The 22298-nt window shown below is 56.1% G+C and carries 16 protein-coding genes and 2 pseudogenes; 16 read left to right on the top strand and 2 right to left on the bottom strand.

Annotated features, from left to right (window positions below):
* Positions 1-345 precede the first annotated feature (345 nt).
* From AB5Y48_RS18845 to AB5Y48_RS18835, 3 genes are all read left to right on the top strand, one after another.
* Positions 346-1137 carry a S24 family peptidase gene (locus tag AB5Y48_RS18845; RefSeq protein WP_368165465.1) on the top strand — a complete coding sequence of 264 codons (792 nt, stop codon included), beginning with the start codon at positions 346-348 and terminating at the stop codon, positions 1135-1137.
* A gap of 204 nt (positions 1138-1341) precedes the next feature.
* Positions 1342-2391, top strand: a complete 1050-nt coding sequence (locus AB5Y48_RS18840; protein WP_368165464.1) for a class I SAM-dependent DNA methyltransferase — start codon at positions 1342-1344, stop codon at positions 2389-2391.
* Entirely contained in the window at positions 2388-3506 is a 1119-nt protein-coding gene (locus AB5Y48_RS18835) for a restriction endonuclease subunit S (protein WP_368165463.1), read from the top strand. Before AB5Y48_RS18840 ends, AB5Y48_RS18835 begins: the two co-directional genes overlap by 4 nt.
* Before the next feature lie 27 nt (positions 3507-3533).
* Here the strand turns inward: AB5Y48_RS18835 and AB5Y48_RS18830 are convergent, their stop codons facing one another.
* Entirely contained in the window at positions 3534-3854 is a 321-nt protein-coding gene (locus AB5Y48_RS18830) for a hypothetical protein (protein WP_368165462.1), read from the bottom strand.
* A gap of 176 nt (positions 3855-4030) precedes the next feature.
* Between AB5Y48_RS18830 and AB5Y48_RS18825 the strand changes: the two genes are divergently transcribed.
* The 7 genes and pseudogenes from AB5Y48_RS18825 to AB5Y48_RS18795 all read left to right on the top strand — a co-directional run bounded on the left by AB5Y48_RS18825 (position 4031) and on the right by AB5Y48_RS18795 (position 10859).
* A complete protein-coding gene (locus tag AB5Y48_RS18825; RefSeq protein ID WP_368165461.1) occupies positions 4031-4183 on the top strand; it encodes a hypothetical protein in 153 nt (50 codons plus the stop codon).
* Between the two features lie 42 nt (positions 4184-4225).
* A complete protein-coding gene (locus AB5Y48_RS18820) occupies positions 4226-5770 on the top strand; it encodes a hypothetical protein (RefSeq protein ID WP_368165460.1) in 1545 nt (514 codons plus the stop codon).
* Positions 5771-6420: 650 nt separating this feature from the next.
* Positions 6421-6592 (top strand): annotated as a pseudogene (locus AB5Y48_RS18815) (IS66 family transposase); the annotation flags it as partial.
* A 17-nt stretch (positions 6593-6609) separates the two neighbouring features.
* Positions 6610-6795: pseudogene (locus tag AB5Y48_RS18810) on the top strand (IS3 family transposase); the annotation flags it as partial.
* Between the two features lie 194 nt (positions 6796-6989).
* Positions 6990-8168 (top strand): J domain-containing protein, encoded by a 1179-nt coding sequence (locus AB5Y48_RS18805; RefSeq protein ID WP_368165459.1) that lies wholly within the window; start codon positions 6990-6992, stop codon positions 8166-8168.
* 62 nt (positions 8169-8230) lie between these two features.
* Positions 8231-9964 carry an SWIM zinc finger domain-containing protein gene (locus tag AB5Y48_RS18800; RefSeq protein WP_368165458.1) on the top strand — a complete coding sequence of 578 codons (1734 nt, stop codon included), beginning with the start codon at positions 8231-8233 and terminating at the stop codon, positions 9962-9964.
* A 268-nt stretch (positions 9965-10232) separates the two neighbouring features.
* Entirely contained in the window at positions 10233-10859 is a 627-nt protein-coding gene (locus AB5Y48_RS18795) for a heme-binding beta-barrel domain-containing protein (protein WP_224163455.1), read from the top strand.
* A 30-nt stretch (positions 10860-10889) separates the two neighbouring features.
* Here the strand turns inward: AB5Y48_RS18795 and AB5Y48_RS18790 are convergent, their stop codons facing one another.
* Positions 10890-11330, bottom strand: a complete 441-nt coding sequence (locus AB5Y48_RS18790; RefSeq protein ID WP_224159790.1) for a hypothetical protein — start codon at positions 11328-11330, stop codon at positions 10890-10892.
* 385 nt (positions 11331-11715) lie between these two features.
* On the opposite strand from AB5Y48_RS18790, the gene fdhF reads away from it, so the two are divergent.
* The 6 genes from fdhF to AB5Y48_RS18760 all read left to right on the top strand — a co-directional run bounded on the left by fdhF (position 11716) and on the right by AB5Y48_RS18760 (position 22248).
* Positions 11716-15876 carry a formate dehydrogenase subunit alpha gene (fdhF, locus tag AB5Y48_RS18785; RefSeq protein WP_368165457.1) on the top strand — a complete coding sequence of 1387 codons (4161 nt, stop codon included), beginning with the start codon at positions 11716-11718 and terminating at the stop codon, positions 15874-15876.
* A gap of 64 nt (positions 15877-15940) precedes the next feature.
* Positions 15941-16252 carry a hypothetical protein gene (locus tag AB5Y48_RS18780; RefSeq protein ID WP_368165456.1) on the top strand — a complete coding sequence of 104 codons (312 nt, stop codon included), beginning with the start codon at positions 15941-15943 and terminating at the stop codon, positions 16250-16252.
* Between the two features lie 77 nt (positions 16253-16329).
* Positions 16330-16728, top strand: a complete 399-nt coding sequence (locus tag AB5Y48_RS18775; protein ID WP_368165455.1) for a MarR family transcriptional regulator — start codon at positions 16330-16332, stop codon at positions 16726-16728.
* 1 nt (position 16729) lies between these two features.
* On the top strand, positions 16730-17848 hold the full coding sequence (locus tag AB5Y48_RS18770) for a DNA cytosine methyltransferase (RefSeq protein WP_368165454.1): 1119 nt from the start codon (positions 16730-16732) through the stop codon (positions 17846-17848).
* Positions 17838-19805 carry an McrB family protein gene (locus tag AB5Y48_RS18765; RefSeq protein ID WP_368165453.1) on the top strand — a complete coding sequence of 656 codons (1968 nt, stop codon included), beginning with the start codon at positions 17838-17840 and terminating at the stop codon, positions 19803-19805. Before AB5Y48_RS18770 ends, AB5Y48_RS18765 begins: the two co-directional genes overlap by 11 nt.
* A gap of 10 nt (positions 19806-19815) precedes the next feature.
* Complete coding sequence (locus tag AB5Y48_RS18760; protein ID WP_368165452.1) at positions 19816-22248, top strand: DUF2357 domain-containing protein; 2433 nt, start codon at positions 19816-19818, stop codon at positions 22246-22248.
* Positions 22249-22298: the final 50 nt, after the last annotated feature.

Genomic DNA, 22298 nt, shown 5'->3' with positions numbered 1-22298 from the left:
GTGGTAACCGGTTAGTGTCAGGCGCGTACATTTGAACATACAGCTGGACTGTTCGTGGGTTGTAATCACGAGACAGGGCCCATGCACGACAGCTAGAGCCTTTGGCCACTAGGTGTGCGTGTATGTGTTTCGCGCTTCGTATTTCCATCGGTTCATTCCGTGTTAATATCCGTTGGTTATTCGCATTGCGTAGGCATCACATTTATACGCATTGCGAACATTTGTGATTATTGATCCGTTTCGTACGCACGTCAATCACTGGGAATGATAAGTACACGTTTCCGATGCGTACAAATACACGCACAGTGGAATTCGATTCTAACTGTTTGATTTAAAAGGGATATGATGGAATCGGAAAACGAGAACCAGATCGGAAATACAGATCCGTTTCTTAGGAGTGGGATCGGATCCTTCCCTGAGCGTTTAACTGAGGTCATTGGTACCCAAAGCGTGCGCTCATTCGCAGAAGAGATCGGACTCTCAGAGGGGGCCGTACGCGCCTTTTTAAAAGGTCGTCTGCCCAGAGCTGATGACGCTCTCGCCATCGCACGGGCAAAAGGCGTTGATTTGGTTTGGTTACTGTCAGGTAGCTCAGCCGATGAGCCAGCATCAGCTAACCTATCGACTCACTCGCTCAACGAAGAATCAAAAAAACACAATAATATCAATGCGATATCAGATACTTCTATTTGCTACAAATGGGAGGAATTTGATGAGGAGTATGCCCTGATCGATGGCTACCACATCTCAGTTAGTGCTGGGCATGGAGCATTTAATGATGACCATAGCGTTAAACGCAGGCTGGCGTTCCGCCGTAAGTGGCTCAAATACCGGCAGTTGAATCCAGATAATCTGGTAGTGGTATTTGCCAAGGGGGACAGCATGGAGCCAACCATCCATTCTGGCGACTCTATCCTGGTGGATATCAGCCGCAACCAGATCCAGGATGGTGGCCTGTTCGTGCTTCGTCTGGGGGATGAACTCTACGCCAAGCGGCTGCAGAAGCGGGTTGATGGTGGAGTGAACATCATCAGCGACAATAAAACTGGATACGAAACACTGGCGGTTATGCCGAACGAGCTGGACTCGTTGAGCATCATTGGCAAGGTCGTCTGGCTGGGGCACGATTTTTTTTAACTGCGACTATCTGAAATTGTGATAGGGCCTCGCCAAGCTATCTGGCCGCTGCATTTAAACACCCGGTTAAACTACCAGTTCAAGGGTAAATCTCGTTTATCATTTCCGGCGCATTAAACACCATCATCATGCGCCGTTTTTCATTTTGGCGCAGCGCGCGCCTGGTACCCTCTGATCGCCGTCTAAGCCTTGTCAGCCTTGAGTTTGTCCCACGAATTCCCACTTACTTTCGGCTGCTCCCGTTTTTTCATTCTCTGTGGTCGGTTACACGAGCGCGGCGAGCTCGAAGAGCAGTTGGTCTTTGCTGGCGATCTGCTCGGCGACTATCGCCATCACGTCGATACCGACATGTTCCACGGCTACGACTTCGATGCCACCATGCTGCGCATCGCCGCCATGAACCTCATCATGCACGGGGTCGAGCAGCCCGATATCCACTATCAGGACACCCTGAGCCAGGGCTTTAGCGACCGCTATCCCAACGCTAGTCATGAAGGCTTTCACCTGATCCTGGCCAACCCCCCCTTCACCGGCACCCTGGATGAAGAGGACATCGACCCCAAGCTCACCGCCAAGGTCAAAACCAAGAAGACCGAGCTGCTCTTTATCGCCCGCATCCTGCAGATGCTCAAAATCGGCGGCCGCAGCGCCACCGTCGTGCCGCAGGGGGTGCTGTTCGGCTCGTCCAAGGCCCATGTCCAACTGCGCGAGCTGCTGGTGGAACACAACCAGCTCGAGGCGGTGATCAACCTCCCCTCAGGCGTCTTCAAGCCCTATGCAGGGGTCGCTACCGCTATCCTCATCTTCACCAAGGGCGGAGCCACCAGCAATGTCTGGTTCTACGATCTGCAAAACGACGGTTACAGCCTGGATGATAAGCGCAACCAGATTGCTGCCAACGATCTGCCCCATCTGGTCTCATCCTGGCAGCACTACCGCCGCCAGCAGCGGCTGCCAGTCGGCAACTTTATCGGCCATCAGCTCAGTCGCCAGCTCGCTGCGCAATTCCCCAATAACGAGCATTTGAAAGATGAGGCGGGCGTTGAGCGGGATTATCAGGATCGCACCCAGCAAGCCTTTATTGTGCCCAAGGCCGAGATAGCCGCCCAGAAATACGATCTCTCGATCAACCGCTATAAAGAGGTGGTCTATCAGGAGGAGAGCTATGAAGATCCCAAAGTGATTTTGGGCAAACTGAAGGCATTGGAAGCAGAAATTCTGGCTGATTTGGAAGCGCTGGAGAAAATGTTATGAAGTGGCCGATGGTTAAATTAAATGCAATCTGCCGACCAAAACAATGGAAAACCATTTCATCCTCTAACCTGTTAGATCATGGCTTTCCTGTTTATGGTGCGAATGGTCAAATTGGTTTTTATTCTGAATATACGCATGAAAACCCAACCCTGATGATTACATGTCGTGGTGCAACATGTGGAAGCCTAAACATCTCTGTGCCTAAGTCATACATAAATGGGAACGCGATGGCCCTCGACTCTCTAGATACAGAGAGGGTCGACATCATGTTTTTATACTATTTTCTGAAACAACGTGGTTTTCAGGATGTAATTTCTGGTTCAGCCCAACCCCAAATAACTGGACAGGGATTAAATAAAATTGAAGTCCCGCTCCCCCCCCTCGAAGAGCAAAAGCGTATCGCCGCGATTCTGGATAAGGCCGACGCCATCCGCCAGAAGCGCCAGCAAGCCATCGCCCTCGCCGATGACTTCCTGCGCAGCGTCTTCCTCGATATGTTTGGCGATCCCGTCACCAACCCAAAAGGTTGGGATGAAGTGATATTGAAAGATATTGCAGACATTCGTTCAGGAGTAACTAAAGGGAAAATAGTCAAAGAAGATGATGCGATAACACTGCCTTACATGCGAGTAGCAAATGTTCAAGATGGCTATCTTGATTTGTCATCAATACAAGAAATTACCGTTTCACAAAAAGATGCTAAAAAAAGCATGCTGCAAATAGGCGATATTTTGCTCACCGAAGGAGGCGATCCAGATAAACTGGGAAGAGGCCATGTCTGGAATGGTGAGATAGAAAACTGCATCCATCAAAACCATATATTTTCTGTCAGAGTAACTGACAGTAATTATGTAAGGCCAAGCTTCCTCAGCTCTGTAATATCATCTCCGCGGGGAAAGAAGTATTTTTTAAAAGTAGGTAAACAAACCACAGGCATTGCTACGATCAACAAAACTGTATTAAGTGAATTTTTACCATTTATTCCTCCATTGGAAATGCAAGACAAGTATCTCGGGATTATGAAGAAAATAAAGGGACTGCCAATATATAGTGAGTGTAATTATATGAAGCTATTTAGCTCACTTTCCCAAAAAGCCTTCACCGGCCAGCTATAAAATTGAGGGAGGTCATAGACCTCCCCATTAAGCCATCCCAAATACCGTTTTTACCTTATCCCGGAATTGGCGACTAAACAGGGTGTGGTCGCCGGTTTCATGCCGTATCCGTCCGGCTACGATGCAGGGGGAAATCGACAGCGTTTGCGCCAGTGCGATAACGGCAGCCGGAGTCGTCAATGCCCCCGCAGGCCAGTTGCTCGCCGGGATCAAGCTCTCTTTGGCCAGCGCATCGGCCTGTTGTTCAATCTCATCACCACCCTCTGTGCCCGAGTCATCCAGGTACCAGATTTGGTTACCGTCCATTTGCAGCGCGTAGGCTCGATTGGGAAGCGTAATCGGATACACGAGAAGCCACTACCCCGGTTGCCTTGTGACTCTCGTGTCGGCTCTTTTTCAACACAATGAAATCAACCTTATCGCCAGATAGATGGGTCAAAAATCTTCGTCGCCAACTCTCCGGCAGACGGCGGATCGAGCCCGAGATAGACTCAAGGCTCCACTGAAACATGCAGGAGCATCTTATGTCAAAGTCGGGAAAAGGCGTTCAACATCAACACAATGCCAACCATCATGCCAATCAGCTGAACTCCAACAAGGGGAGCAATGGCACCAATCCGGCCAATGCCAAGGTACACGGCAATCGCGGTAAACAACTGAACCCCAACCAGCGATAAATGGGGCGCCTGGCTTGCCAGGCGCTTATCAGGAGATTCAATATGACGGCCGGTTTTCCAACCCTGGGCGAAGTAGTCAAGTATTCCTTCAAGGCTACGGGCATCATTCCCAGCAAGTATGAGCACGCTCACTCATTAAGTGACAAAGAAAAAAAGAATTATCAGAAAGCGCTGGAAAGGCTTGCTGCAGAAGAGGGGGATATCAACAAGAGCTTTCAAGCGCTGGGCGATGCTTTTATTCAAATTCTCTCTGCCAGCATACAAAACCGCAAGGCGTTACAGGTGCTCGCTCATATCATCGCCGACCTCGTCGAGGTATATGGCAATGTGATCACCTATGATGGCACCTATCTGGATAAAAAAAACAGCCTGCGCTGGGTATTATCGACCCATTTCATTCCCAGACTGGTGATCTCTCTTCATAAGCATCCGGCACGCACCAACCTTGCCAGTGAAGGTTTGAGTGCCCCTGCAGATCCGTACTGGTTTCTGCCGACCGTAGAGAACAACTCGGTCACCTGGCCGCTTGGCAAGGCCATGGCATGGGTATACCAGCTAAGTGGCGTGAGTCAGACCCAGTTTCACTATCCCGGCAAGAAGGCTGATAGCAATGAAAACCTGAAAGCCAATCAGCTGGAGAATGCCCAGAATTGGGTCACCGGCAAACATATTCCCAGCTGGGAGGGGCTGCAACGCAATTTCACGCAAGCGCTGGAGGCTTATCCCCATCTGGCTGAGCAAAAAGAGAGCATACTGCTGACCCTGTTTGTGGCAAGAATGGCTACCGTCATTAGTCAGGACATTGATGAGCTCTATGGCCGCGATGATCTGAACGAGCTGATAGCACAATTCAAACGTCATACCCACTGGCTCAAAGGCCCAATGGAGACGCTTTCTCGTTTTTTTGACGAGATGGCGCATCATCCCCAAATCCCGTCGGACATGCTGGACAGCATCCACGCAGACTATACAGAGCGTTTCTGGCGCGAAAGGGCCGACATAGTAGGTCATGCCGCCAGTCATATTCAGTCCACCATGATGCAAGCGCCTCATACCTTGTCCAATCAGCAAAAGGCGTGGTTTGTGAGCAACTATGGTGAAGATGTGGTCGGTCCTATCTTCGAGTTTTTTGATAGGCAGCAACAGCGAAGAGAACATATTCCGGAAGGATTCATCGAATGCCTTGCTGAGTTTCTGGCGCTGAAAAAAACCGTCTGTGAGCCATCCGAGGTGGCCGGATTTACCGCCAAACTAGAGCGCTACCAGCTGTCATCTGTTTGCGCCTGGATGGCTCCCTGGCTTCGAGCAAAGACTCTCTATCATGCCAACGACTGGCCTGGCGTTTATCAGGAGCTGTCGATCGCCTTCGATGCGGCGAAGTACGCAGCTGGCGAAAATCAGCGCCCTCTGCTCAATCACTATCTCGAGGCATGTGCCAAAAATGACAAGTGGCGCGAATTCAAGAAGGGGATTGCTTGGGCGCAGTATCTTGGCATCAAGGTGCGTTTTCTGGGGCAAGACGAGCCGAGCGATGAGAACATGCGCTATGTCTTCGAGATGATGCAGCGAGTTCATATCCTCTGGTAAACCGCTATTCATGCCTGATCTGAGCGATAGAGAGTGCGCAAAACGAACAGCAACGGTGACACACCACACGGAAAACAACTCGGTGTGCGCAATTCACCTCCGAGGCCAGAGACAGCAAGGGCTGGCGGGCAGTTTGTTTATGCTATCCGGCCAGGAAACTGCGCACCTTTTTGCGCAGTTGCGCACTTCAAACTGCGCAGTTATCGGTAAAGTGCGCAAAACGAAACACAATGGAGCAGCGCCCCGGCTGGCAGGGGGCGGCCGAAGGTTTGGCCATTCGGCTGGTTGACCGGTACGCCGCCCGCCCCCCCAATGCCACGTAGCGACATCTCTGCCGCATAGGTGACGTAACACCGACCCAAACACCGAAGTGACCTGTCGCCATCTCGCCATCATCACCCCAGCGACACGCAGGCATGGCGCATAAAGAGAACATACCTGGGGTATGCCTCAGCCTTTCATCCGGGGGTCAAACTGCTGCGTAATGGCCAATGTCTGGGGGTGGCGCTTTTACAGTAACACTGATAGCAACATCGCCTGCCGCAGCCAGACAACAAAAACCATTAAAATCATCACGTTGAGCGCTTAATTCAGATTCCGCCAGCCAAACGTTTGGAAAGGGCCACTTCGCAAGAGGTGGCCCTTTTTGTTTTCCTCATAATGGGGAATGGTTTCGCCAACCTATCCTGTCGCTGGTCGAGACAACCAACCCCCTTGGCACATTGCCCCCAGGAGTGGCTGCGCGCCGTCGTCCGGGCCTGCATCGAGAAAACGAATTACCCCATCCCTGCCGAGTTGTGTGCGTCAAGTCCCTGTCGGTGAACGGTTACAAGCGGGCGGGTGATATCACCCGCCTGTGGACCGACGAAGGCAGGCTCTCTCTGGCGATGGTGCAGGACCTTCGCCGCATCGTCGGCTGGGTCATGTCCGAGCGCATGACGGCCCAGCAGGTCTGCGATGCCTTGCTGATGGCGGCGGAGCGATGCCAGAAACCCCGGTGGGTCATCGTCCATCGCGACCGGGGCCGCCACTATTGGTTCACCCACCCCAGGTGATGGGATGATGCCGCGCCGCGGCACATCATCATATATACGGCCAAGGGGTGACCCCTGGCCGCCCTCTCCTGCGGCAGCAAACCAGGAGGGTAGGCGCGCCCCCACCCGCTCTGATAAGCTGCCCGCGGCAACCGCCCGCCGTGATTCTCGACCCCGGAGCCCCCATGTCACTGACCAAGCGCAACACCAAGGCCAAAGCGGCCACCCCGCATCACGAAAGTGCGGCCCTCGCCTATTTTCATCGCCAGTGGCAGGCCATCGAGAAGCTGCAGGCCAAGCTGGCCAAGCAGGAGAAAGAGGGGGCGGATATCTATCAGCGCTTTGTCAGCGACATTGAACCTCTCGAGCGCGAGCAGTGCGCACTGATCTTTCAGCTTTGCCAGCGACTGGCCGGCTTTACCGCCCGCAAGAGTTTTACCCGGTGGCAGCGAGAGATGCTCCACCACTGGATCAACGAGATGATGGACTATCTCGAATCCAACCCGTTTCGGGGCGAGCTGGATCTGCACGCCCTCTATATGGCGGTGCAGGCGGGTAGTGTGACCCAGTTCGATGAGGAGATGATCGAGGAACAATGCGACTTTATCACCCAACTGCTGCAAGAGGAGTTTGGTGAGAGCCCGGATAATATCGAGCAGCTGCGCGAGATGGTGAAAGATCCCGAGAAGCTGCGCGCCTATATGCAGGCGCAGTTTGAAAAGGCCGCCGCCGGTGAAGAGGAGGCGCCGGATGTTGACGAGGCGCCATTTGCCGATGACGAGCCCTTCGCCCGCAGGCAGCGCCGCCATGGCAAGGCCCACACCGAGGCCAAGGCCAGGGTTGAGCAACTGCTGGATAACTCGACCCTCAAGCAGCTCTATCGCAAGCTGACGATGGCGCTGCATCCGGACCGGGAGCAAGACCCGGCCGCACGCGATGAGAAGACCCGCATCATGGGAGCGCTGAGCCAGGCGTGGGAGACGCGGGATATGTTCACCCTGCTGCACCTGGCACACACCCATCTGCCAGAAGCCGACAACCTGCTCAGTGATGAGAACCTGGCGGCCATCAATCCCGCACTCAAGCTGAAGGTTCATGAGCTCGAGGTGCGTTACTACAGCCAGGTCGAAGGGCTGCAGGGGGCTGTCTTGCACAAGTTCAAACAGAGCTCGAAGAAGAAGACTGCGCTCGCCTTTGACGATCACCAGCAGTATCTGCAGCGCGACATCGCGCAGTTGCAAGAGCAGCTCGCCACCATCACCACCCTGGCAACCCTCAAACCCTATCTCTCCCGGCTCTGGGAAGAGCGTCAACACGCCATTTGGGATGCACACTCTGGCTTTGACGAGTTCTTCTTTCGCTAACCCCGGTGGGATGCGCGGCATCCCACCCCCTGACCCGTTTCATACTGTTGAAGGAGCGCCCCTTGGCCAGCCACTCCCCCCAAGACCCTGCACCGATCGATATTGACGAGCTCAAGGCGCAAAGCGGCGAGGCCAGTTTTGCCAAGGGATTAACACTGGCCGTCCAGGGGGCGGTGCAGCAGCTCGCTCAGGATGGCAATACCCTCAGTGCCCGGGTGCAGGGCAGCCACCTCTATCGGGTCAGGCTCGAGATGGGGCGCACGCTGGTCAGCCACTGCAACTGCCCCGCCGCCGACTATCAAACCCTCTGCAAGCACGGGGTGGCCACCGCACTGGCCTTCAATAGGCGGCTAAGTGGTCTGGGCGATAAACAAGGTACCATATCCAACATTCCCGATGAGCGATCGCGGCTGCGCGGCTATTTCGAGCGGCACGATAAACCGGCCCTGCTCGAGCTGCTGCTCGATGAACTCGGGCGCGATCCCAAACGCTGGCGCCACTGGCTAGGAAGAGTCGACCTCGATACCCAGGCCCCCACCCCCGCCAAGCTCAAGAGTCTCATCAACAAGGCACTGCCCAAACGGAATGTGTGGGAGTGGCAGAAGGTGCGCGACTACTTTCGCGAGGCCGAAGCGCTGTTTGAAGCGATCTGGGAGAGCACCGACGCCCTGCCGCTCGAGCCCAGATGGGCACTGACCTGGTATGCGCTTGAGCGACTCAATCTGGTGCTGCAGCAGGTTGATGACTCCAATGGCGAGCGCGTCGAGCTGGAGGAGGCCATGTGCACACGCCTGCCCGCCCTCTTCGCCCGCCTCTCCTGGTCAGAGAGTGACAAGGTCGACTGGCTCTTTACTCACCTGCTCGAGCAGCCCAGCGATATCTTCCCCGACGAGGAGGCCTTCGGCGATCTGGTGCACAGTGCGCTCTTTCTGGCGCGCTGCGAGGAAAAACTCGCCAGCCTGCTGGCGGCGCGAGAGCCGGGTTATGGGTATGAGTGGACGCTGCAGCGCTATGCTCACCCCTTGCTGGAGGCTGCCCGTGCCGTGGGCGACTGGCGCCGCGAACTGACCGTGCTGGCCAGCATCGCCAGCACCACCCGGGATTGGCTCGAGCTGTGCGCCTTGTGCTGCGACCATGGCGAGCCGCTGGAGGGGGAGTTTTGGCTCGCCAAGGCGCGCAAGCAGGCGCAGCCGCCCTATGAAACCGACGCCTGTGACGAGGCGGACATTGCCCTCTCTATCGCCCTGGGGGACAAGGCGCGGGCATGGCGGCTGGCCAGGGGCAGGTTTGAGCGGCGTCCCCATGTTGAAGGGTTCGAGCAACTGCGCCAGCTACAGCAGCAACTGGAGTGGCACGATGAGACCCTGCTGCCCTGGGTCGAGCAGCACCTCAAGGAGCGGGCCGCCGTGAAGCAGGTCGTCTACTCCCCCCAGCCCCATGATGCATTGGTGCACTTCTATCTGGATCAGGAGCGGCTACACGATGCCTGCAACTGGGTGGCCACGCACAAGATAAGCCCACGGCTGCTGCTCACCCTGGCCGACAAGATAACGCCAACCGATCCCTTGCTGGCCATCGGTTATTGCTTCCGGGTGGCCGCCAGCTATGTGGCGAGCGGTCACAATGAGGGGTATGAGCAGGCGGTGGCGGCCCTGCGCCAGTGCGAGCAATCCCTGGGGGATGACAAGGGGCAGCAGGAGCTCTTTAACCAACAGCTCGAGGCGTTGGCGGCCGAGCACAAGCGCAAGCGCAACTTCATCAAGTTGGTGAACCACCATTTCGCCTCCCGTCTCTGAGGCACCGAGGGGCCGTCACGGCGGCCCACCGCTGCGCACCCCGGCCTGAACGTTAATATTGATCCATCGCAAACGTGGATTCTTTATTTAAAAATTCAAATTTGCCCTGCATCAACATTGGTTTATTTACCCCCCTTAAAAGCAAACCCGATTTCACATAAATCGACGCGCACTGAAATTGTCGATTGACGCTGTTTTTCTCCGGTGGATATGGTGTCTTCGGCTCACCAGAGCACCATTATAAATAATGAAATCCAACGGAGTTATGATGAACAACTATATTATCCCGGCCATCTTGTTGGCGGGCGCCACCCTGGCACACGCGCAGTCAGAGACGATGATCAATGGCCTCGACTTCGGCCCCCTGGCCCACCTGGCCGGCACCTGGAAGAGCGTGGATGCGGGGGGGGTCGACGTGGCCCCGGGCCAGGAGGGCAGCAAGGTGGGCAAGGGGGGGCCGGCGGTCGAGCCCTACTACGAGACCATCACCTTCGAGCCGGCGGCCGATGCCAAAAACGCCAGCGATCAGTACCTGGTCGCCATGTACTACAAGCAGGAGGTCTTTCGAAAGCGCGACAACGGCAAGTTTCATGACCAGCGCGGCTACCTGATCTATGACAAGAAAAACCAGATGATTTACAACAGCTTCTGCATTCCACGCGCGGTCTGCATCACCACAGAGGGGAAGGTGGGCAGCAAGATAGCGTTTGGCGTGGGCAAGCGGGGCATCGCCGAGAGCAGCTATATGACCGCCAACGACAGCACCACCGACTTCGCCATGACCCTGGATCTCTCCACCCCGGATCGCATCACCTACAGCCAGACCACCAGCCTGCAGGTCTATGGCAAGCCCTTCGCCCACACGGATGGCGATACCCTGATCCGGGTGAAGTGATCACCGAAAGCCAGGGGTCACCCTGGCTTCCTATATCCCCTCGGGACTGAGCGCAAAGCCGTGCCCGCCCAGCTCGATGATGCGGGCCGACCAGAGCGTCAGCACCACATCCATCTGATTGTTATGCTTGGCCTTTCCCTTATCCTTTGCGATCACCTCTTGCCACAGGAGGTCGGGGTTGATGGGGGTGGTCGGCTCACGCCGGGCGAGAAGCTCGAGGGCACGCAGCACATGGGCCCGGGTCTTGGGGGCGGCGTCATAGCCGCAAGGGAGTATGCACCCCACCACCCCCAGGCTGCAGAGGGTCAGAAAGGTCACCCTGGGGTTGTTTTTATACCTGACACTCCCCTGCTCGCCGAAGGCCTCGGCGATGGCCATATCCCAGGCGGCCCCATGGCCATAGTGGTTTTGCACCATCAGATGAACGGCCCGCAGCGCCACGCCGCCATATTTCCCATAAATAATCATCATCACCCCCTTTTTACACACCATAGGGGATGAGGGAAATTAAATAACCCGGTAATTTTCTATTACCTCCATCGTATTCACCTATTGCTGACCTCTCTGTTTTTAATTTCATAATTCAAGATTGACCGGGATCAATAATATTAAACGCGCGCGACAACCCCTGCCCTTCTATTCCCGTGAAAGACTTCCCCCGAGGGAAAAGCGCGCGATCCGGATCCCGGGGCGATGAAACCGTTTTCCTTTTGCGCCCATAACCTGTCCGGAATCAAATCTTGCTACCGCCCACCTTTGCTATGGTGGGGGCCACACTCGGCGATCCTCCTTCGCCTTCCCTGCTGGCCCTGCCAGATGCAGCATTTTCTGCGACCTAACCCGAGTACCCCACGCCATGCTCACTGTCACTCTCGATGGAGCCCGGCTGGCCGTTGATCCGAGCCACACCCTGCTCCAGATTGCCAAACAGCACCATGTAGACATCCCCTCCCTGTGCGGTGACCACCCGCACGACCCCAAGGCCCCCTGCGATCTCTGCGCCGTCGAGATAGCCGGCGCCGGCATCCGCCGCGCCTGCCAGACCCATCCGGTCGAGGGGATGGTGATCACCACCGACTCGGCGGCGCTCAGCGCCCACCGCACATCGGCCCTGGGGCGCATCCTCTCGGATCACTACGCCGACTGCGAGGCCCCCTGCCAGCGGGCCTGCCCGGCCGGGGTGGATATCCAGTCTTACCTGCACCATATCGCCATGGGGGATCACCGGGCGGCCACCGCCGTCATCAAGCAGACCCTGCCCATGCCGCTCTCCATCGGCCGGGTCTGCCCGGCGTTTTGTGAGGCAGAGTGTCGCCGCGCCCTGGTGGATGAGCCGCTGGCCATCCGCCAGCTCAAGCGCCACGCCGCCGATCTGGATCTGGCCGACCCCTGGCAGCCCGAGAAAAAGCCCGCCAAGGGCAAGCGGGTGGCCATCATCGGCAGCGGCCCGGGGGGACTCACCTGCGGTTACTACCTGGGCTATGAGGGGTTCGAGGTGGATCTCTTCGAGGCGATGCCCGAAGCCGGCGGCTGGCTGCGCTACGGCATCCCCGAGTACCGCCTGCCCAAGGGGATCCTCGATCAGGAGATCGCCTTGATGTGCCAAAGTGGCATGCGGATCCACACCGGGGTGCGGCTGGGGCACGATCTCGGCCTCTCGGCCCTGTGCCAGGAGTACGATGCCGTCTGTCTGGCGGTCGGCGCCTCCAAGGCGGTACCCATGGAGTACCCGGGCAGTACTCTCGAAGGCTGTTATCTCGGGGTCGACTACCTCAAGGATCGGATGCTGGAGCAGCGCCTCACCACCGGCAAACGGGTGGCGGTGATAGGCGGCGGCAATACCGCCATCGACTGCGCCCGCACCGCGGTGCGCCTCGGGGCCGAGACCACCCTTATCTATCGCCGCACCCGCGCCGAGATGCCCGCCGAGGCCTATGAGATCGACGAGGCGGAGCACGAAGGGGTGCGCTTTTTGATGCTCACCAATCCGGTGGAGAACCTGGCCGATGAAACGGGCCGCGTCTGTCAGGTGCGTCTCGAGAAGATGGCCCTCGGCGAGCCCGATCCCTCCGGCCGCCGCCGCCCCGAGCCCACCGGCGAGTTTATGGTCGAGGCGTTCGACACCGTCATCGCGGCGGTGTCGCAAAAGCCGGACTTGAGCTTTATGGAGCGGGAGTTTATGCCGCTCCCCTTCACCCGTTGGCAGACCCTGGCATCCCACCCCGAGACCATGCACAGCGGCCACCACAACCTGTTTGCCATCGGCGATCTGCGCCGGGGCCCGGCCACCGCCATCGAGGCGGTCGCCGACGGGCGCAAGGCGGCGCTGGCCATCGACCACTTCCTGCATGGCACTATGGTCGACCCGGTGCGCCCCTTCAACGCCAGCAAGGCCCCCTCCCTCAAGCAGGTCGACCCCGCCCAGTTCGCCCACTTGAAAAAGATCGCCCGCGCCATCATGCCCCATCTGGGCGAGCGGGCCGGGAGCTTTGCCGAGGTGGAGCAGGGCTTTGACGACGCCGCCGCCCGGGCCGAGGCAAGCCGCTGCCTCGAGTGCGGCTGCCAGGCCAACACCGACTGCGCCCTGCGTGACTATGCCACCGAATACCAGGTCGATCAGAGCGCCCTCGATACCCGTGAGTGCCAGAAGTTTGCGGTGGATAACAGCAGCGAATTTATCGTGTTCGATGCCAACCGCTGCATCGGCTGCGGCCAGTGCGTGCAGGCGTGCAACGAGCAGGCGGTGCAAGGGGTGCTGCGCTTTGCCAACAACAGCGATGGCACCCTCTCGACCCGGCCGCAGTGCGAGGTGGGCGTGGCGATGGGGGACTCCCGCTGCGTGCAGTGCGGCGCCTGCGTGCAGGCCTGCCCCACCGGCGCTCTGGTCGATGCCCGCCACAAGTCCCAGGGGCGCACCAAGCTGCTCACGCCGGTCAATACTATTTGCACCTACTGCGGGGTGGGCTGCGGCGTCACCCTCTACGTCGATGAGGCGAACAACCGCATCCGCTATGTGGAGGGGAATCGCCACTCACCGGTCAATCAGGGGCTGCTGTGCGTGAAAGGGCGCTTTGGCTTTGACTTTATCCAGAGCGAGGAGCGCCTCACCACGCCGCTTGTCCGCAAACATGGCGAGCTGGTGCCCGCCAGCTGGGAAGAGGCCATCGCCCTGGTGGCCGAGCGCTTTGGCGCCATCAGGGCCGAGCAGGGCAGCGACGCCCTGGCGGGGTTCTCGTCGGCCAAGACCACCAACGAAGAGAACTACCTGTTCCAGAAATTGATGCGCCGGGAGCTCGGCACCAACAACGTGGATCACTGCGCCCGCCTGTGCCACGCCTCTACCGTCACCGGGCTGGAGGCATCCCTTGGCAGCGGCGCCATGACCAACGACATCCCCAGCATCGATCACTCGGATCTCATCTTTATCATCGGATCCGACACCTCGGCGGCCCACCCCGTCATCGGCTCGCGCATCAAGCAGGTGGTGCGCTCGGGCAAGGCGCGCCTGGTGGTGGCCGACCCCAAGCGGATCGGGATGGCCGATCACGCCAGCCTCTATGTGGCCCAGCGCCCCGGCACCGACGTGATGCTGCTCAACGGCATCATGCAGCAGATCATCCGGCACGACTGGCACGACAAGGGCTATATCGCCGAGCGGGTGGAGGGGTTTGAGGCGCTCAAGGCCGAGGTGCTCTCCCCCGACTATGCCCCGGACAAGGTGGCCCTTATCACCGGCGTGCCCGCCGGGCAGGTGATGGAGCTGGCGCGGCTTATCGGCACCGCCAAGCGCACCGCCGTCTACTACTCCATGGGGATCACCCAGCACACCACGGGCCACGACAACGTGCGGGCCATCGCCAACTTGCAACTGCTGTGCGGCAACATCGGCATCGAGGGGGGCGGCATCAACCCCCTGCGCGGTCAGTCCAACGTGCAGGGGGCCTGCGACATGGGTGCCCTGCCCAACAACTTCCCCGGCTATCAGAAGGTGGATGACCCACAGGCGCACGCCCGCTTCGTGGCCGCCTGGCAGGCCCCCTGGCTATCCACCAGGCCCGGCCTCACCCTTACCGAAACCATCGATGCGGCCTGCGCCGGCACCATCAAGGGGCTCTATGTGATGGGCGAGAACCCGGTGCTGAGCGATCCGGATCAGCACCATGTCATCGAGGGGCTAAGGCGCCTCGACTTCCTGGTGGTGCAGGATATCTTCCTCTCGGAGACCGCCCAGCTCGCCGACGTGGTGCTCCCCTCCTGCTCCTTTGCCGAGAAGAGCGGCCACTTCACCAACACGGAGCGGCGGGTGCAGCGCCTCTCCCCCGCCATCAAGGGGCCGGGGCAGGCGCGCGAAGACGGGTGGATCATCCAGCAGATCGCCAACGCCATGGGGGGCGACTGGCACTACCAGAGCGTGGCCGAGATCACCAAGGAGATCTGCCGGGTCACCCCGCAGTATGCCGGCATCGCCTGGGACAAGGTGGGCCCGGCCGGCTTGCAGTGGCCCTGCAACGACGCCGCCCCCGAGGGCACCCGGCTGCTGCACACCCGGCAGTTCACCCGTGGCAAGGGGCAGATGGTCGCAACGCCGTTTCGCTACGCCGCCGAGCTGCCCGACGAGACCTATCCCATGGTGCTCACCACCGGGCGCCTGCTCGAGCAGTTCCACACCGGCACCATGACCCGCAAGACCAAAGGGCTCGACAAGCTCGCCGGCCCGCGGGTGATGATGAGCGTGGTGGATGCACAGCGTCTGGGCATTGGCAACAGCGAGCGGGTGAGGGTCACCAGCCGGCGCGGCCATATCGAGCTGCCCGCCTTCGTCACCAAGCGGATGCAGCCGGGGGTAGTCTTTATCCCGTTCCACTTCGCCGAGGCGCCGGCCAACCGGCTCACCATCAATGCCACCGACCCCCACGCCAAGATCCCCGAGTTCAAGGTCGCGGCGGTGCGCATCGACAGGATGAGTGACCATCAACCCCGGCAGGAGAGGCGCGCAGAGCCACAGAGCGCCTGCTAAGCCATCACCACAAGAGCCACCGGAAGGTGGCTCTTTGCTTGGGCACCAAGGAGCCCGGGCGGCGATGAGTCCAAGAAGCTGGTTTAGCTGGAGCACTGGCTCTGACAGAGACATGGCAGGTCCAAAAGAACGAAGACTGTTCGTAAGATTGCCCGATAAAAACAACAAGCTTCACGTCTATCACCAGAGCCACGAGATAGCCCACCTATCCCAGCAAGGAGAAGAGACCTGGCGGTTCGATATGAATACCATCCGCGAAGCACGAGTGATCGCCCTGGTTGAGCGGCGCAAAGAGCAGGAGAAAGAGGTTTTCCAACCCGGAATGCGCAGCGAGCGCTGGGAGATCCCCATCATCGAGTTAGAAATTTCAATATAAAAGCTATTAAAAACATAATGTTAAGCGTTGTGAGCATTTTATACACATCACTCCCCGGCAGACTAGTTCGCTATTAAATGCTTGCTCTTTTATCATCAGGTGATAACATTCAAAAAGCCATGTATATGCATACAGTTAAATTGATTATGAGTTCATCAGAAAGTAAGCGTTGTGTTATCGGTATACGTGGGCAAACTGACGTATCAGATACATCTGTAGATATATGGTTTGACTCATTAAAATCTTTGGCGAATGTTTTATCGCCTGAAAATCAAAAATTATTGAAATGTGTAAGAGAACAAGAACCAAAATCACTTACTGAATTAGCATGCTTTTCAGGGCGTGCAATTAGCAATGTTTGTCGAACATTAAAAAAGATGGAAAAGCATGGGCTAATAAAAATGACATCCATTGGTAATTCAACTAAAGTTGAAATATTGATTAGTGAGTGGTTCGTATTCGTAGGTAGAATTTAAAATGCATAAGACAACAAAAAACCCACCAAAAGTCGTATCGCTTTTTACTGGTGGTGGTGGATTAGATTTGGGGCTTGAGGCTGCTGGATTTAACACTGTATTCGCAACTGATATCGATGAGCATAGTTGTATAACTTTAAATGAAAATAAAAAAAGATGCTATAAATTAAATAAAAAGATGCTCTCTGAAGCCATTATAATTCAGAAGGACATTCGAGAGCTAGATGCTAGTTTCATTCTAAGCCAAACCAACCTTTCTGTCGGTGAGTTAGACCTATTGGCTGGGGGCCCACCCTGTCAAGCATTTAGTGTTTTTGGTAAAAGAAAAGGGAAAGAAGACCCCCGTGGACTATTAGCGTATGAGTATTTAAGGCTGCTATCAGATTTAGAGCCTAAGGCATTCTTTTTTGAAAATGTTTACGGGATACTAACCATTGATGGAGGTAGTGTTTTTGAAGAGCTATGTCAAAAATTACGCAACCCGAAAGATGGTCTCACTTATGAGCTATCCGTATTCAGATTAAATGCGGCGGATTTTGGCGTGCCACAATTTAGAGACAGAGTTTTTATCATTGGAAATAAATACGGCAAGAGGATAGGCTCAATCGAGCCCGTGTGTAGTGATAATAACAGCAATAAACTTGCTTATAGAACTGTCGCTGATGGCCTACGCTTGTTACCAAAAATGGGGCATGAAATAGCAAATCATACAGGAAGAAAGCATAGCGAAAGAATAATTCAAAGATATTCATCTTTAGAATATGGCGAGCGCGATCCTAAAACAAGAATCAATAAACTACACCCACAAAGGCCCAGCTTTACTATTATTGTCGGCTCTGATAAGGGCGGAGGGAAAGGTCACGTTCATCCATTTGAACCTCGCGAAGTAACGCCTAGAGAGTCGGCTAGAATGCAAACATTTCCTGATTGGTGGGAATTTTCTGGTACCTCTAGGCACCCGATTCGTCAAGTTGGAAACGCAGTTCCCCCACTCTTGTCAGCAATGATAGCTAGAGAAATTGCAAGTGTATTTTTTGATCGTGATAGAAAGTCATTTTCTGATCTTATCGATGAGCTATCACTACAACATTTGTTTTTGGAAAAAATAGATGAAATATGAACACTGGACGAAAATTGATGATGGTGCAGAAGGTGCATGGGCTGCGGATATATGGTTTAAGACACTACAAATAATAAAAGAACACGAAGGAGAGTATGTATATAATGAGAGTTCATCCATTTATGATGAACTCGAGAAAAACATCCCTTCTTTAACCTGGAGGAGTCATGATGGTGCGTCCTTCAGACCATATTTCAGAGACTTTTCAAAACCTTGGTCAATAACTGGCGTAGCCAGTTTCGACCAAACGTTCCATGTAACAGAGAAAGGAAACTCTCTGTTATCAAAAAAAGTTAGTGAGGTGAACTTCTGGATCGACTTTGTATCTCATTATGAAGAGAATAAAGAAAAACCCTTTGTTGAAATAAGTAATGCTTTCTTAAAAATAGAAAAAGCACTGCAAATAAATGAAATATATTATGGCATAGTAAGAAATTATAGAGAAAGGGAAGGTGACGCATTAGAGTTTAATGGCTTCAATGGCCTGGAAATTCCATCTGTTGCTAGCAGAAGGCTAGCTCTAATGTTACATTTATTAGAACGGACTGGCGCGCTACTTAAAATAGGTAAGGGGAAGGAACAACGTTGGAAACCTTGGAACATCGCGGTTTTGAAAAAAATAGTGCAAACTGAGGAATTTCAAACTGACCAAGAGAGCACAAAGGGAAACGTTTTACACAAACCATTCCTATTACTAGCCGGTATTTCCGGCACAGGTAAAACACGCTTTGTTCGTGAGCAAGCGGCGAATCAGAAAGGCCAGGACAACTATTGTCTGGTCCCCGTTCGCCCTGATTGGCACGAGCCTTCCGATCTGCTGGGTTATGTCTCCAGACTAAGCGGAAAAAAAGAGTATGTCACCACACCTGTTATCGATTTTATTGTCAAGTCCTGGGTCCATATATTCGAACAAACCGGCGAGGTCAGGGGTGATGGAAAAATCGGTCTGACTCAGGCACATCTGGAACAAATCCCCCCCTTCTGGCTCTGCCTCGACGAGATGAACCTGGCACCGGTTGAACAATATTTCGCCAACTATCTCTCGATTATCGAGACCCGCCACTGGCTGACCGCTACCGATGTGGCCGCATATAACGAGGCCACGGATTCAGAATACGACCATATCTACGAGTGCGCCCCCTTGCTCAAGGCCAATGTCCTTAACCAGCAATTAGATGATGCAGCCCGTCAGTTACTGGCAACACAGTGGCAGCTGGACCTGAATAATTCTCTGCACGCCAAGATATGGGAGCATTTTTGTCGATACGGCATTGCGCTGCCCTTTAACCTGATGGTGGCCGGCACCGTCAATATGGACGAGACCACCCACGGTTTTTCCCGCAAGGTCATTGACCGGGCCCTCACTTTCGATTTTAACGAGTTCTTTCCCAACAACTTCGATCACTACTTCGCCCCCCAACTGCAACCCAACATACTGGGCTATCCCCTCTGGTCTGACGGGCGAGCCATTGTCGACGATCCGGCCCTCAATGAGGACAAGCAAAGCAGCGTCGACTTTCTCAAGGCGGTCAATACCGTGCTGGAAAAGAGTCCGTTCGAACTGGCCTATCGTGCCCTGAACGAGCTGATGCTGGCCCTGCTGGCCCACCGCCCTGCCGATAAAGCCCACCTCATTGCCATCTGGGATGACTTTATGATGTGCAAGGTGTTGCCCCGAATTGAAGGGGATAGCGACAAGCTGCGCAGCCACCGGGCCGACACCGGCGCCAGTGCACCGGATAATCTCCTCTGCGAACTCGAAGAGGTGCTACAGAAACACTTTGGCGCCTGTTGGGACGGGCTACGCCCCGATCTCTTTAACAGCCGGCTTGGCGATAGCGTGGCCGAGGCAACACCGGCCCCGGCGCCCCACCTTGTCCCCTGCCGCAGCAAGAAGAAGCTGGCATGGATGAAAGAGCGGCTCGAGAAACAGTGCTTTACCAGCTACTGGCCGTAAGGAGGCACAGATGGAGTGTCTGTTTACCCTGACAAGCCATGACTGGACCTTGCGAGTCTACGCCAACCCCAAGACGGACGAGACTCGCGCTGCGCAGTTACAAACCACGTTGGAGAACCACCAGCAAAAGGGGGACGAATTTGGCCTGACCGTCGACCAGCAGGTCGATACGCCGTCCACCGTGCGCTTCTCGTCCCCCCTGACGCTCGCTCGGATCGACATCCGGGGGAAGACGCTGGCACTACCCGAGCAATCCGAAGGCCAGCCGCTCTGTTCACTGGCGCTGCCGGCACCCCTGCTCTTTGAAAACTGCTTTTACGACTTCGAGTGGGAGTTTCACAACAAGGTTGCCGAGGAAGAAGATGCCCCTCGGCTCGAACACCATCTGCAACGGATCTGTGAGTCGTTTCGCTTTAAAAGCCGGCGGGGGGTGCAAGAGCTCCTCGGTGGATTCAATACCGGTAACGAGGTGGGATCGCTTGCCCTCCCCTTCTCTTATCAGCCGGCATCGGCTTCGGGTAATGCGGAGCGAGTTCATTTGACCCTCTGGTTTGACGTCTACCCGGTCAAACTGGATATCCAGCGGGATCTGCCCCTGATCCACCAGGCGCTGGACAAGCACTACCCCTACTGGCGCTTTACGATCAACAGCGCCACCAGCCAGCAGGGTGGGCGCAGCCAGCGCATGGCCGAGCCTTTCCCGCTGCTATGGCTGGCCCATTTCGAGGCGTTGCATCAAGAGCTGGAGCGGGGTGTTCGCCACATCATCAACTCACCACACAGCCGGTTACAGAGCAAAACCGAGCATCTGCTTGCCACCCGGATGAAGCGGCCACCCAAGCCCAGGCTGGCCGAGCAGATCCGCCAGGATCTCGATGCCGGCATAGAGCGCAGATACCGCATCGAGCGCAAACAGCTCACCACCGACACACCAGAAAACCGCTTTATCAAGTTTGTGCTGGAGCGAACCCTGCGCATGTTGCAGCACTTGAACCGGCAGGGGGATCACTCGCTGCTCTCCGAGGCCTTCTTCGCTCGACTCAAGGCATGGGGCAAACCGCTCGAGCAGGCACTGGCGCACCCTTTGATGCGAGACATAGGCCCGGCCAGTGTCTTGCACCGCGAGTCGCTGGTGCTGCAACAAAAGAGTGGCTATAGCACCGTGTACCGGATCTGGCAGCAACTGCGCCTCTATCTCGAAGCCATGGGGAACGATGCGGTGGCCGGCGTTCGCAGCATGGATCAACTCTACGAGCTCTGGTGCGTGCTCGAAGTACGCCGAATCATTCAGGCGCTGGGTTTTATCGAGGTGAAGACGCCCACCTTCAACTTCACTCGCGACGGGTGGGATACCCGACTCGCCGAGGGGATGAAGTATTGCTGGGAGTTCTGGCGCAAAGAGGATGATATTCGGGTCAAGCTGGCCCACGAGCCCAAGTTCTACAAAGAAAACCAGCCGGTGCACGCCCTGCTGGTCCCCCAGAAACCGGATATTTTGATCGAAGCCAGCACGGGTCGTGGTGAAACCTTTATCTGGCTGTTCGATGCCAAATACCGGGTGCAAAGCGGACCAGACGCTGACCCGAGGGACCGAGTCCCCGATGATGCAATTAACCAGATGCACCGCTATCGCGATGCCCTGCTCTATCGGCAAGAAGGGATCAGCATACCGAGCCGACCCACCTTCGGAGCCTTCGCCCTCTACCCGGGGTTTATGAGTCAGGCAAGTGGGCAGCGCAACCCTTATCAGAACGAAATCGAGAAGATCGGGATCGGCGCTTTTGCCCTGCTGCCCTCCTCTGACGAGAGCGGCTCCCGCTGGCTTCACTCGTTTCTCGAAGCCAAGCTCGGCGATGGCACAACCCGCTACCCTCCCGCCATTCACACCGGTCATTTCTACCTGGAAGAGCCAAGCCGGATCGCCATGCTGGGGATGCAGCAGTTACGCCATACGGATCTCACCTTGATTATTCCTACCGCCGATCTGGGTGGCTCGCGTGCGACCACCTATTTCGATGGTTTCCTCACAGGCGCGGCTCGCTGGTATCACACCCCGGTCACCACCATAGCGACCCGCTACGATGACCAGTTGATGGAGGAGATCCGCTATCTGGCGGTTGCCACCTTCGCCGCCGATGGCAAAACCCGGGAGGTAAGCCGAGTCTGGCCCATTCTCTCCTGCCAAAAGCGCCCTCGCTCGAGCCTAAGCGACGATCAGACCGGCGTGGTGGCAAGCCCAGGTGATAACCGTCTCTATTGGCTGCTCGAGCTGGGGCCTGCAATTAACCTGCCCACTGTGTTACGCGGGTTTACGGCGCAGGGATTTGGCTCAACCATCCGCCTGACCAGGTTGACCAATCTGGAGCAGGTGTGCGCATCGGGCGGCGACATCGCCAATATCCCCGACAGCTATCGCGAACTCATTTTGCAGACAGAGCGTTAAGATACGATGCAAAGCGCCCCATCAGGGGGCGCTGTCGTTGTCTCGGCACA

This window comes from Aeromonas sp. R6-2, assembly GCF_040908155.1.
In the GTDB taxonomy this organism is placed as follows: domain Bacteria; phylum Pseudomonadota; class Gammaproteobacteria; order Enterobacterales; family Aeromonadaceae; genus Aeromonas; species Aeromonas schubertii.
This window is presented reverse-complemented; position numbering and strand designations above follow the sequence as displayed.